Here is a 13174-nt window from a genome sequence, read left to right as displayed (position 1 = left end):
CCCCCATTCTTCACGCATGCTCCGGCTGCCGTGCACAAACCCCCGCGACGCTAACACGGGCACGGGAGCCCCGCGGCGGCGCGAGCACGCCGCCGCGGGGGGAGTGCGTCAGCCCAGACGGGTCAGCTTCGAGCCGAAGGACGGCTCGGCGAGGGCGCTCTTCAGCGCGACCGGCACCTTGACCGCGTCGGGGCCGCTGCCGACCGTGAGCTCGCCGACCTCCGTACCGGCCTTCGCCGCGTGCGGGATCTTCCGGCCGCCGTCGGTCAGCGCGAACTTCGCCCGGAAGCCGGCCCAGCCGACGGCCACCACGTCCTTGGTCGCGACGACGGGCGTGCTGCCGCCGAGGCCGTCCTCGACCTTGCCGACGACGTCGCCCTTCTTGACGACGGTGGCGGTGGCCAGGGCCTTCTGGATGGACGTGATCTGCTCGTAGCTCTTGTTCTTGACCTTGGTGAGGCTGTTCTCGGCGTTGGGGTCCAGGCCCTTGAAGTGCTGGTCCATGGTGGCGCCGACGATCAGGTACTCCTTGCCGTCGAGCTGCCGCCGCGCCGCCCACATCAGGGCACCGCCGGCCGCGGTGCTGGAGCCCGTCTTGATGCCGAGGACTCCGGTGCCCTTCACCAGCAGCGTGTCGTTGTTGTTGTTGATGTGCGGGCCGCCGGGGATGTCGGCGTTGGGCTGCTGGGTGATCTCCCGGACGACCGGGTTCTTGATCATCACCTCGGCCAGCTTCACCTGGTCCACGGCCGTGCTCTTCGTCGTCGCCGTCAGACCGCTGGGGTCGGTGTAGGTGGTGTTCGTCATGCCGAGGTCCTTGGCGGCGTCGTTCATCTTCTTGACGAACGCCTCCTCGGAACCGCCCGCGTCCCACCGGGCGAGCTGCCGGGCGATGTTGTTGCCCGACGGGATGAGCAGCATGCGGAGCATGTCGTACTCCGAGAACTCCTGACCCGCGCGGACCTTGGCCGTCGACTCGCCCTCGGCGTTGGACTCCTTCTCCGCCGCCTCGTCGATCGTGATCTTGTTGCTGGTCTTGTCCCCCTTCTGCAGGGGGTGACCCTTCAGGACCACGTACGCCGTCATGACCTTGGCGACGCTCGCCGTCGGCACGGGCTTCTGCGGGCCGTACGTGCCCACGTCGCCGGCGCCCACGACCTTGGCCGCGGACTGGCCCTCGTCCGGCCAGACGAAGGAGGCACTGCCGCCCTCGAAGGTGTACGCCTTCTTCGCCCCCAGCGCCAGACGCGGGTCGGGCAGCGGACGGAACGCCTGCACCACGCAGAAGACGATCAGGAGCAGCAGGACGAGCGGCGTCCAGATCTTCACCCGGCGCACGGCGGTGCGCAGCGGGGTCTGCGGGGGCGGCGGCGTGTTCGTCAGCTGGGCCAGCAGGTCCAGCGGCGCGGCGGGCGGCCCCGCCTGCTCGCCGGCCGCCGGCACGGCGCCCGGGCGGGGCATGCCCGCGGCGGGCGGGATCGGCGCCTTGGGCGCCTGCTCCGGCCCGGCGGCCGGCTTGGCCGGGGCGGGCTTCGCGGGCGCGGCGGGCTTCGCGGGGGCGGCAGGCTTCGCGGGGGCGGGCGCGGCGGCCGGCTCGGCCACCTTGGGGGCGGCGGGCTTGGCGGGGGCCTCGTCGTCCTTCTTCAGCGGGACGAAGCGGCTCTTGGCGGCGCCGCCCTCGCCCTGCGGCTCGGGGGCCTTGAGGAGCTCGGTCGGCTCCTCGATGGCGCCGGCCTTCGGCTTGACGGTACGAAAGACGGCGGTGGGCTGGTCGGCGGAAGGCTTCTGCTCAGCCTTCCCGGCCTCGTCCTTGCCCTCGGCCTTGCCCTTGTCCTTGTCCTTGTCGGCGTCGCCGGTCTTCGGGCGCAGGGCGCCGAAGACGGCCGTCGGCTGGTCGGCGGAAGGCTTCTGCTCGGCCTTCGCCGCCTTCTCCGCGTCGGATCCGCCCTTGGCCTCCTCGGCCTCGCCCGCCTTGGGGCGCACGGCACCGAAGACGGCAGTCGCCCGGTCGACGGGGACCTCGTCCTTGCCGGCGGCGGCCTTGTCGTCCGCCTTGTCGTCCGCCTCGGGGCGCACGGTGCGGAAGACGGCGGTGGCACGGTCGGCGGGAGCCTTCTGCTCCCCGGCAACGGGCTTGGCGTCCTTGGCGCCGGCATCGGCATCGGCATCGGCATCGGCGCCCTTGGCTGCACCAGCCGAACCATCCGTCTCCGGGCGCACAGCCGGCTTTCCGTCCGCAACCGCCTCGTCCGCCTTCGGGCGCACCGTGCGGAAGACGGCGGTGGCACGGTCGGCGGGCACGTCCTCCTCGGCACCGGCACCAGCGACAGCGGCAGCGGCCTCGTCGTCGCCCGCAGCCTCGCCGGACACCGCGTCGTCGTCCGCGGTGTCGTCCGAGCCGGCCACCCACGCCTCCACGGCCTTCTTCAGGCGCGCGTCGCCGTCCTTGTGGCCGTCCTTCGGGGCATCCTTCGGGGCATCCTTCGAGCCGTCCTTACGACCGCTCTCGTCACCGCCCTTGTCGCCACCCTTGTCGCCGTTCTTGTGGCCGTCGCCCGTGGCGCCGGCCTCGGCGTCGGGCTTCTTCACGAGCCCGAGTCTCGGGTCGCGTTCGTTGCCGGTCGTGCCAGTCGTACCAGTGGTGCCAGTCGTCTCCCCCGACGACTTCCGCTGCTCCGACATGCCGGGGGACTCGCCCGCCACCGATGCCTCCTCGAATTCACGCGCCGTACACCGACGCGGGACGGCGTACCGTCCCGCTGCCCGGATCATCTCAACGTCTACCAGTGTCCTCTGCCGCCGTCGCGCCAGGGCACGGCCGGGGGCCGGGAGGGCGCTGCCCGCCTTCGGCTGCCTTCACCCACGTGCAAGACGAGACGACATACCTACCGGTTCCCACACGAAGTCACCACGCGGTCTCGACAGACCAATGTGAGAGGGGTCACCCTGTCACTCATCCACGCGGGGAGGCATGGATGGGCAGGAGCCGCAGAACAATTCCGGAGGAGCTTCTGCTGCTCGCCCTGGACCCGGCGACGGGGACCACGGCGCAGCCGCAGTCGCTCGACCTCGGCCTTGCCGGGGCACAGCTCGTGGAGCTGGCCCTGGCCGGACGGATAGCCCCTGACGGGGATCGTATCGCCGTGGTGCACCCACGGCCGACAGGTGATCCGACCCTGGACACCGCGCTCGAGCTGTTGCGCCGCCGCGGCAGCCCGGTGCGGGCGGTCAGCTGGATCGGCGGGCCCCGGCTGGGGCTGCGTCAGACGTACCTCACGCATCTGGAGCGGTGCGGCATGGTGCATGCCGTCGCGGGCCAGATGTGCGGGGTGCTGCCGACCACGCGCTACCAGGCGACGGACACGACCATCAGCCGGGAGATCAGGGCCCGGTTGGACAGTGCCATCCGCACCGGCGTGCCGCCGGACCCGCGGACCGCGGCGCTCGCCGCGCTGGCCCACGCGGTGGGCCTGGGCAAGCATCTCTACCCCGGCAACGAGGGGCGTTCGTCCCGGTCCCGGCTGCGGGACCTGATCCGGCACGACCCCATGGGCGGTCTGGTGGCGCACGCCGTGATGGACGTGCAGAACGGTGCCGGCGCGCAGCCGCGCCGCGCCCCGGCCGCGGCGGCCGGCGCGGGGGGTGCGGGCGGCGGCCGGGGCACCGGCCGGCGGGCGTCCGTACGGCAGTCCGTTCCGCCCGCGGCGGCGGTCGCCGCCGGGCAGCAGGCCGCGCACCGCACCGGGTACATGGCCCGCGCAGCGGCCTCGTGAAACGGTTCGGCAGCCCCGGACCGGCCTGATCGGCAACACCCCCGGCACATCGACCCGACCGGCACACCGACCCACCGCAGCGCGCGGGACGTCGGGCCGCACCGCGCAGGAACCGGCGGTGCGGCCCGACGCACCGCGCGCCTCGGCGTGCCCGGAACAGGCACCGAACCGTCTACGTCACATGCACGCGCACGCCGACCGCATCGCGCGCACTTGGAATAAGCATTTTCCAGCGCCGCCAGGGCATGTGGTGGCAGGCTGCGAGCAGGAGACAGCAGCATGACGGAGCCGGAGGTGCGTCCCGTGGCGTCCAGTGTCAACCCCACCGTAAGGCGGCGCCGATTGGGGCAGGAGCTGCGCAAGCTCCGTGAGCTCAAGGGCATGACGGCCGAGGAGGTGGCCGAGCGGCTCCTGGTCTCGCAGTCGAAGATCAGCCGCTTGGAGAACGGTCGCCGCAGCATCAGCCAGCGCGACGTCCGTGACCTGTGCGGGGTGTACGGCGTCGAGGACCATCGCATCGTCGATTCGCTGATGCAGATGGCGAAGGAGTCGCGCCAGCAGGGCTGGTGGCACGCCTTCGGCGACATCCCTTACAGCGTGTACATCGGTCTGGAGACGGACGCGGCGTCGTTGCGCGTGTACGAGGGCTCGCTCGTGCCGGGTCTGTTGCAGACGCCGAGTTACGCGAGCGCGGTCACCGAGGGTTCGTGGCCGGAGGCCACGGCCGCGGAGGTGGAGCGGCGCGTACAGGTGCGGATGAGGCGGCAGGAACGCATCACCGATCCGGAGAACCCGCTGCGGCTGTGGGCCGTCATCGACGAGTCCGCGTTGCGCAGGATCGTCGGCAGCAGCGCCATCATGCGCGAACAGATGGAGCACTTGGTGGAGTTCAGCCTGCGGCCGCACATCACCGTGCAGGTGCTGCCGTACTCGGTGGGGGCGCATCCGGGGATGTACGGGAAGTTCTCCATCCTGGAGTTCCACGACCCGCAGGACGCCAGCACGGTCTATCTCGAAGGCATCACCAGCGACCTGTACCTGGAGAAGCCGAACGACGTCCAGGCCTACAGCGTCATGTACGAGCATTTGCGCATGCAGGCCCTCAACGCCGAGGACTCGCGCCGTTTCATGCTGCGGGTGGCGGAGGACTGGGCCCGGGCGGAGCAGGAGCAGGAGCTGGATTCCTGAGGGGCCCTTGTCGGCTCCGGCGCAGCGCGAGGCGGAACGGTACACCTCTTACCACCTGCGAGGAAGGGGTGATTGGAATATGCCATCCGGTCGAGTGAACGCCCCCGACAGCCGGTGATGTTGGCGCGTAACGTCGACGGCACCTGGGGACGCCGGTGTTCTGATCTGACCAGACAGTTCTCGGCCGTATCCCGGATCGTCCTCGGCAGCACTCAATGCATCGGAGCAATCATGGCCATTCGGCAGGGCAAGACCACGTGGCGGAAGTCCTCCTACTCCCTCGCGCACGGCGACTGCGTGGAGGTGGCCTCCCCGCTTCCGCGGTCCATCGCGGTCCGTGACTCGAAGGACCCTCAGGGCCCCGCGCTGGCCTTCTCCCCGGCGTCCTGGACGGCGTTCGTGACGGTCGTCGGCGACGACGTACGTCGTTCCCGCTGAGACCCGCCCCTCGGGGACCGCGGATCCCCCGGCCCGGCACCGTGCGCAGCACTGCCGTATCGATATTTCCGCACCCTCGGCGCCCTCTCGTCCCGGTCCGTCGTCCCGGACGAGAGGGCTCCGTCATGCCGGTGCGCACCCCTTGGGGGCGTACGGGTCAGGCGCCCGGGGCCGTCTTCAGCGGGCGCACCGTGCTCATGATCTTGTCGATCTGCGCCTCGGTGAGCGCGTCGGGCACGCCCTGGTCGGCGTAGAGGACCCAGCCGTGGAAGGTGCCGTCGGGCATCTTCTGGGCGATGCTCTTCACGATCGCGGTCGGCGGCACGCAGGCGCTCGGGCGGTTGGTGACGGTGACCTTGGCGGTCGCCGTCCAGCCCTGGATGCCGTTGCGGTTCCAGGCCTGGTCGGTGACCTCGATCTTCGGCTTGTGGTCCTTGCCGCCGTAGGCCATGAAGCCCCAGTTGCCCGCCCAGTTGCGGGCGTTCTCCTTCAGGTCGCCGTCCTTGCCGCCGCCGGTGGTGCCGACGGTGGCGAGCTGGCCCTTGCCGGCCTCGCCGATGGAGTCGGGGTTGGGCTGCGAGGAGCAGCCGCCCTCCTTGTAGTTGGCGGTGCCGGTCATCACGACGACGGGCTTGCCGTTCTCGGTGTAGGAGACGGCGGTGTCGGTCGGGAAGACCTTCCACTTGTCGGCCGCGGCCGGCACGTCGTACTGGAAGAAGTGCTCCTCCCGGCCCTGCGTCTGCCAGCCGGGCACCATGGGCTGCGCCCCGGACGGGCTCGGGGAGGCGTTGCCCTCGGGCTGTCCGGGGGCGGCCGGGGCCTGGGAGGCAGGGGTGTTGCCCTTGCTCTGGTCCTGCTTGTCGTCGCCGTCGTCCTTCAGCAGGAACACGGCCGCGCCGCCGATGACGGCGAGCGCCACGACGCCGCCCACCACGGCCAGCAGCGTCTTCTTCTTCCCGGACGGCGCGGGGGCACCGGGTGCGGGCGCGGTTGCACCGTACGGCGCCGGGGGCACACCGGGCCCGCCCGGCCCGGGAGCCCCGTACGCACCGGGCGCGGGGTACGCCGGCACCCCACCGGGCGGCGGTACGGCACCGGGCGGAGGCGGTACGGCGCCCGGCGGCGGTACGGCCCCCGGCGGCGGGGGCACCGCGCCGGGCGGGCCGGGCGGGGCCGGCACCGCCGGCTGGGAGACGACGGTGGGCTGGGCGTGAGCTGCGCCGTCGGGGCCCCACGCGGGCGGCGGGCCGAAGCCGCCCTGGGGCGGTGACGGCGGGCTCTGCGGCTGCTCCGGTTGCTGCGGCTGCTGCGGGTTCTGGGGCCAAGACATGCGGGACACCCTACGCGGGCCGGTGCCGCCCGCCGATCGGCAGCAGGCGACAAAACAGCAACACTTGCGCGAACGCCGCCTCTTCCCCCGGCCCTCTCCCGCCTTCCCCCGCCTTCTCCCGTCGCCGCGTCAGCCGTTGTCCAGTACGGGCAGCAGTTCCGGCAGGTGCCCGTCGGAGTCGAGGGCGGCCCGCTGCCGCTCGGCGGGCACCTCGCCGTACAGCGTGGTGCGCGGCCGGGCCGGGCGCCCCGCGGTCTCGGCTATGGCGACCAGGTCGTGGATCGAGCGGTAGGAGCCGTAGGAGGAGCCGGCCATGCGGGAGATGGTCTCCTCCATCAGCGTGCCGCCGAGGTCGTTGGCGCCGGAGCGGAGCATCTCGGCGGCGCCCTCGGTGCCGAGTTTGACCCAGCTCGTCTGGATGTTGGGGATGTGCGGGTGGAGCAGGAGCCGCGCCATGGCGGTCACCGCGCGGTTGTCGCGCAGGGTCGGGCCGGGGCGGGCGATGCCGGCGAGGTAGACGGGGGCGTTGGTGTGGATGAAGGGCAGCGTGACGAACTCGGTGAAACCGCCCGTCTCGCGCTGAATGTCCGCCAGCAGCCGCAGATGCCCCAGCCAGTGCCGGGGCTGGTCGACGTGCCCGTACATCATCGTCGAGGACGAGCGGATGCCCAGCTCGTGCGCCGTCTTGATGACCTCGACCCAGGTGGCCGTGGGCAGCTTGCCCTTGGTGAGCACCCAGCGCACCTCGTCGTCGAGGATCTCGGCGGCCGTTCCCGGGATGGAGTCGAGCCCGGCCTCCTTGGCGGCCGCGAGCCACTCCCGGATCGACAGGCCCGTACGCGTCGCACCGTTGACGACCTCCATCGGGGAGAAGGCGTGCACGTGCAGGCCGGGCACCCGCTCCTTGACCGCCCGCGCGATGTCGAAGTAGGCCGTGCCCGGCAGGTCGGGGTGGATGCCGCCCTGCATGCACACCTCGACGGCGCCCACGTCCCACGCCTGCTGCGCCCGGTCGGCGACCTGCTCCAGCGAGAGGGTGAAGGCGTCGGCGTCGGTGCGCCGCTGGGCGAAGGCGCAGAAACGGCAGCCGGTGTAGCAGACGTTGGTGAAGTTGATGTTCCGCGTGACGATGTACGTGACGTCGTCGCCGACCACCGAGCGGCGCAGGTCGTCGGCGACGCGGCACAGGGCGTCGAGCGCGGGGCCGTCGGCGTGCAGCAGGGCCAGGGCCTGGGGGTCGGTCAAACGGGTGGGGTCGTCCGCGGCCTGCCGCAGCGCCTCGCGCACGTCGGCGTCGATGCGTTCGGGCACCATGCCGGGCGCGGCGGCCTCGCGCAGCGCCTCCCAGTCGCCGTAGACGTCGTCGAAGTCGTCGCGGCGGTCGGACGTGCGGCCCTCGGTATCGATGGAGCGGTGCAGGTCGGTACGGCCGGTGGCGGTGAAGACCTCCTCGGGCTCCTGCCAGGGGATGCCCTTGACCACGGCGTTCTCGTCGGCCAGCCCGGTCTCGGGGTCGGCCAGGGCGCGCACGTGCGGCAGGATGCGGGGGTCCAGCCAGGGCTCGCCCCGCTGGACGAACTCGGGGTAGACCGCGAGGCGTTCCTTGAGGCGGAAGCCGGCGGCGGCCGAGCGCGCGGCGAGCTCCTCGATCTGCGGCCAGGGCCGCTCGGGGTTGACGTGGTCCGGGGTGATCGGGGAGACGCCGCCCCAGTCGTCGATGCCGGCGCCGATCAGGCGCGCGTACTCGTCGTCGACCAGGTTGGGCGGGGCCTGCAGGCAGCCCGAGGGGCCCATGATGTGCCGGGCGACAGCGACGGTGGCGACGAGGTCGTCGAGGGTCGCGTCGGGCATGCGGCGCATGGCGGTGTCGGCCTTGGCCCGGAAGTTCTGGATGATCAGTTCCTGGATGCCGTGGTAGGCGCGGGCGACGCGGCGCAGCGCGAACAGCGACTCGGCGCGCTCCTCGGGCGTCTCGCCGATGCCGATCAGCAGTCCGCTGGTCAGCGGCACGGAGCTGCGGCCGGCGTCCTCCAGGTGGCGCAGCCGGACCGCGGGCTCCTTGTCGGGCGAGCCGTGGTGCGGCATGCCCGGCTCGCTCCACAGCCGTTCGGCGGACGTCTCCAGCATCAGGCCCATGGAGGGGGAGACGGGCTTGAGGCGCTGGAAGTCCGTCCAGGTCATGACGCCCGGGTTGAGGTGCGGCAGCAGTCCGGTCTCCTCCAGGATGCGGATGGAGACGGCGCGGACGTAGGCGATGGTGTCGTCGTAGCCGTGGGCGTCGAGCCACTCGCGGGCTTCCGGCCAGCGGTCCTCGGGCTTGTCGCCGAGGGTGATCAGGGCTTCCTTGCAGCCGAGTTCGGCGCCGCGCCGGGCGACGGCCAGGACTTCGTCGGGGGACATGAACATCCCCTCGCCTGCGCGGCGGAGCTTGCCGGGCACGGTGGCGAAGGTGCAGTAGTGGCACTTGTCGCGGCAGAGGCGGGTGAGGGGGATGAAGACGGACTTGGAGTAGGTGATGACGCCGGGGCGGCCCGCGGCCTGAAGCCCGGCGTCGCGGACGCGCGCGGCGGAGGCGCACAGGTCCTCCAGGTCCGCCCCGCGTGCCTGCAGCAGCACGGCCGCCTCCGCCACGTCGAGTGCGACGCCGTCCCGGGCCCGTTTGAGCGCACGCCGCATGGCGTTGGCGGTCGGTGCGTTCGGGGTGGCCTGCTGCCCGGTTCGCTGTGCGCTCGAAGTCATTGTCCGAGCATACGAGCGGATGACGACCCTGCCAGGTACTGGAAGAGACGGTTCCATGTGCCTCTTCTCACGTTATACGGAGGCTACCTCCGGTATGACTCCGGAACGGCTCCGGTACGACTCCGGATGCGCCGCCCCTGCGCCGTCTACAGGAACTCCGCGTGCGCGTCCAAGGCGCGCAGCACCTCCGCCTCGGACGCCGCCGGCAGCCCCACCACGACCTCCTCGATCCCCAGCTCCGCGTAGTGCGCGAGCTTCCCGGCCGAGGGGTGCACGGCGTACGGAACGACCTCCGGCTCCCCCGGACGGCCGGCCTCCTGCCACAGGCGGCGCAGCTGCGGCAGCGTCTCCCGCAGGCCGCTGCCGCCCAGCGGCAGCCAGCCGTCCGCGAACTCGACGACGTGCGCGAAGAGCTTCGGCCCGGCCGAGCCGCCGATGAGGGTGCGCGGGCCCGTCAGCGGTGCGGCGTCCTTGCGCTCGCGCGGCGGGCGCACCGGCTTGGGGTGCGCCCAGCTGGCCTGAACCGAATCGAACTCCCCCTCGTACGCCGTCGGTTCCCCCGCCCACAGGGCGCGCATCAGGGCCATCCGGTCGCGCACCAGCTCGCGCCGCGTCCGCCACTCGATGCCGTGGTCGGCGGCCTCCTCCACGTTCCAGCCGTAGCCGACGCCGAGGGTGAAGCGGCCGCCGCTGAGGTGGTCGAGGGTGGCCGCCTGCTTGGCGAGGACGATGGGGTCCTGCTGGGCGACGAGGGCCACGCCGGTGCCCAGCTCGATCCGGTGGGTGACCGCCGCGGCCTGCGCGAGCGCGACGAGGGGGTCCAGCGCCCGGCCGTACTCGCGCGGCAGCGGGTCCCCGGCCGGCGCCGGGGTCGTACGGCTGACCGGGATGTGCGTGTGCTGGGGCAGGTAGAGCCCGGCGAACCCGCGCTGCTCCAGTTCACGGGCCAGCCGGACCGGCGTGATCGTCTCGTCGGTGAGGAAGATCGTGGTGGCGATCCGCATGCGGGGGCACCTCCGTCCAGGGATGTGACCCACGGTAGGCCCTTGCGGCTGCGAATGGCCCCAGGACGAACAGCCGACACACAACTGACAGACAATCCGACGGCGCGCGTTCCTCCGGCGGCCACCCGGGCGTACAACAGTGTGGCCACGGCATACGCGAGGGGGCTTTTCGATGCACCGACGCGACGTACTTGCAATGACGGCTGCCGTCGCCGCAGCGGCGGGCGTGCTGACACTCGACGGTGTGAGCTTCGCCGGCGAACCGGAACGGGCCGGACGGACGCGGACCCGCAAGGTCACCGGCCACCTGCCGGCCGGCGCGCCCGACTACGTCCACCTGCCGGTGGAAGTGCCGTCCGGCGTCCGCGAGATCGCCGTCTCCTACACCTACGACAGACCCGCCGTCCCGCCCGGCACCCAGGGCAACGCCTGCGACATCGGCATCTTCGACGAGCGCGGCACCGACCTGGGCGGCGCCGGCTTCCGAGGCTGGTCCGGCGGGGCCCGTACGGAGTTCGCCATCAGCGCCGAGCGCGCCACCCCCGGCTACCTCGCCGGGCCCGTGCGGCCCGGCACCTGGCACGTCGTCCTCGGCCCGTACACGGTGGCCCCGCAGGGCCTGGCGTACGAGGTGACGGTGACCCTGACGTACGGGCCCGCGGGCACCACGCCGGCGCCGGTGCACCCCCCGCAGCGGGCGCGCGGGCGGGGCCGGGCCTGGTACCGGGGCGACAACCACCTGCACAGCGTCCACTCGGACGGCAGGCGCACCCCCGCCGAGATCGCGGCGGCGGCCCGGGCTGCCGGCCTGGACTGGATCACCACGACCGAGCACAACACCACCTCCTCGCACGGTGCCTGGCAGGGCCTGTGGGGCGACGACCTGCTCGTCCTGACCGGCGAGGAGGTCACCACCCGCAACGGCCACGTGCTCGCGCTCGGCACCGACCCCGGGGTGTTCATCGACTGGCGCTACCGCGCGAAAGACGGCGCTTTCCCGCGTTTCGCCCGCAGGATCCGACAAACAGGCGGCATCGTCGTTCCCGCCCATCCGTTCGGCGCGTGCGTCGGCTGCAACTGGAAGTACGGCTATGCCGACGCCGACGTGATGGAGGTGTGGAACGGCCCCTGGACCCCGGACGACGAGATGGCCGTCGCCGCCTGGGACGCCCTGCTCGTCGCCTCCGCCCGGCAGGGCCGCACCTGGCTGCCCGCCATGGGCAACAGCGACGCCCACCGCGAACCCCAGGTGGTGGGACTGCCGCAGACCGTCGTCCTGGCCGACGACCTCTCCCGCCCCGCCCTGCTGTCCGCCCTGCGGGCGGGGCGCAGCTGGATCGCGGAGTCCTCGGCGGTCCAGCTGTCCTTCTCCGCCACCGGCACCCGCGGCGCCCACGCCGGCATCGGCGAGCGCCTGCGCGCGGACCCGGCGGCGGAGGTGGCCTTCCTGCTGCAGGTGTCGGGTGTCCCGGACGGCACGGCCGTCCTCGTCACGGACCAGGGACCGCTGCACACGACCCCGCTGCCGGCGAACGGCCGGGTGCAGTGGCGCACCTCCCCCGCCCGCGCGGCGTACGTACGGGCCGAGGTCCGCCACGGCGGCCCGGCAGGCGCAATGGCGGCCCTGACGAACCCGGTGTGGCTGGGCTGACTCAGCCCCGCCGGGCGAACGCCTCCACGATCTCCTCCCGCCCCGCGCCGACCGCCAGCAGCAGCCGCAGCAGCACCCGCGCCTTGTACGGGTCGAGGAACCCGCCGTCGATCAGCCCCCGCTGCCGCAGGTCCGTCTCCGAGCCGGGCGCGGCGTACGTGTGCCGCAGCACCGAACCGCTCCCGGTGCGCGAGGTCAGCACGACCGGCATCCGCCCGGCCAGCTCGCCCAGCCGGGGCGCCAGAGCGCCCGGCACGTGGCCGACACCGAATCCGGCGACGACCAGGCCCTGATACGCCCTCTCCAGCCCCTCCAGCTGTGCGCCGTCGTCGTCCAGGGTCACTACGTGCAGGGCGACGCGGGCCGCTTCGAGCCGCGTACGGTCGAACCCGGCCGGCAGCGGCTCGTGCCGGGGCGCGTCCAGGAGCATGCGCACCCGCCCCTCGACGACGTGCCCGAGCGGCCCGGCGTCCGGCGAGGCGAAGGTCGCGGTGTTCGTGCTGTGCGTCTTGCGCACCCACCGCGCCGCATGCACCTCGTCGTTGAGGACCACCAGCGCCCCCGCGCCGCGCGCCTCGCGCGACGCGGCGACACGCACGGCGGCGAGCACGTTGGCGGGCCCGTCCGCCCCCGCCATGGCCGGCTGCCGCATCGCACCGGTCAGCACGAGCGGCGCCTCGTGCGGCCACACCAGGTCGGCCAGGAAGGCCGTCTCCTCCAGGGTGTCGGTTCCCTGCGTGAGAACAACCCCCTGCGCGCCCTCGGCCACGGCACGCGAGGCGAGGGCGACGGCGTCGAGGACCTGCGCGAACGTCAGACTCCCGCTGGGCACGGCGTGCACGTCCCGTACGTCCAGCACCACGCCCGTCCCCGCCAGCCCGGGAACGGCCGCGGTGATCTCGGCACCGCTCAGCCGTGCTCCCCGCGCGCGCTCCGGCACCGAGATCGTGCCTCCGAGTGCCAACAGTGCGACGCTCACCATGTCCCCCTCAGCCATCGGTTCGCTTCTCGGCCACCAGTATGGGAGTCGCGCGGCCCTGGTCGCCCTGTT

9 protein-coding genes are annotated in these 13174 nt (G+C 72.7%); 4 read left to right on the top strand and 5 right to left on the bottom strand.

Annotated features, from left to right (window positions below):
- Nucleotides 1-108: 108 nt before the first annotated feature.
- Nucleotides 109-2589 (bottom strand): D-alanyl-D-alanine carboxypeptidase, encoded by a 2481-nt coding sequence (locus tag AB0K17_RS12940; RefSeq protein ID WP_365982990.1) that lies wholly within the window; start codon nucleotides 2587-2589, stop codon nucleotides 109-111.
- 386 nt (nucleotides 2590-2975) lie between these two features.
- Between AB0K17_RS12940 and AB0K17_RS12935 the strand changes: the two genes are divergently transcribed.
- From AB0K17_RS12935 to AB0K17_RS12925, 3 genes are all read left to right on the top strand, one after another.
- Nucleotides 2976-3773, top strand: a complete 798-nt coding sequence (locus AB0K17_RS12935) for a GPP34 family phosphoprotein (RefSeq protein WP_365965624.1) — start codon at nucleotides 2976-2978, stop codon at nucleotides 3771-3773.
- Nucleotides 3774-4076: 303 nt separating this feature from the next.
- Entirely contained in the window at nucleotides 4077-4961 is an 885-nt protein-coding gene (locus AB0K17_RS12930) for a helix-turn-helix transcriptional regulator (RefSeq protein ID WP_365983064.1), read from the top strand.
- A 231-nt stretch (nucleotides 4962-5192) separates the two neighbouring features.
- On the top strand, nucleotides 5193-5399 hold the full coding sequence (locus AB0K17_RS12925; protein ID WP_365965625.1) for a DUF397 domain-containing protein: 207 nt from the start codon (nucleotides 5193-5195) through the stop codon (nucleotides 5397-5399).
- A gap of 157 nt (nucleotides 5400-5556) precedes the next feature.
- Here AB0K17_RS12925 and AB0K17_RS12920 read toward each other — a convergent pair whose 3' ends face one another.
- The 3 genes from AB0K17_RS12920 to AB0K17_RS12910 all read right to left on the bottom strand — a co-directional run bounded on the left by AB0K17_RS12920 (nucleotide 5557) and on the right by AB0K17_RS12910 (nucleotide 10472).
- Nucleotides 5557-6729, bottom strand: a complete 1173-nt coding sequence (locus tag AB0K17_RS12920; RefSeq protein ID WP_365982989.1) for a hypothetical protein — start codon at nucleotides 6727-6729, stop codon at nucleotides 5557-5559.
- A gap of 129 nt (nucleotides 6730-6858) precedes the next feature.
- Nucleotides 6859-9468, bottom strand: a complete 2610-nt coding sequence (locus AB0K17_RS12915; protein ID WP_365982988.1) for a bifunctional FO biosynthesis protein CofGH — start codon at nucleotides 9466-9468, stop codon at nucleotides 6859-6861.
- A gap of 146 nt (nucleotides 9469-9614) precedes the next feature.
- Nucleotides 9615-10472, bottom strand: coding sequence for a TIGR03619 family F420-dependent LLM class oxidoreductase (locus AB0K17_RS12910; protein ID WP_365982987.1), 858 nt, complete (start codon nucleotides 10470-10472; stop codon nucleotides 9615-9617).
- 172 nt (nucleotides 10473-10644) lie between these two features.
- On the opposite strand from AB0K17_RS12910, the gene AB0K17_RS12905 reads away from it, so the two are divergent.
- Nucleotides 10645-12123, top strand: a complete 1479-nt coding sequence (locus tag AB0K17_RS12905; protein ID WP_365982986.1) for a CehA/McbA family metallohydrolase — start codon at nucleotides 10645-10647, stop codon at nucleotides 12121-12123.
- A 1-nt stretch (nucleotide 12124) separates the two neighbouring features.
- Here the strand turns inward: AB0K17_RS12905 and AB0K17_RS12900 are convergent, their stop codons facing one another.
- Nucleotides 12125-13120 (bottom strand): asparaginase, encoded by a 996-nt coding sequence (locus AB0K17_RS12900; RefSeq protein WP_365982985.1) that lies wholly within the window; start codon nucleotides 13118-13120, stop codon nucleotides 12125-12127.
- Nucleotides 13121-13174: the final 54 nt, after the last annotated feature.

Source organism: Streptomyces sp. NPDC049585, assembly GCF_040675615.1.
Lineage (GTDB): Bacteria > Actinomycetota > Actinomycetes > Streptomycetales > Streptomycetaceae > Streptomyces > Streptomyces luteosporeus.
Note: the sequence above shows the minus strand (reverse complement) of the source record. Positions and strands in the feature narration are given on the sequence as shown.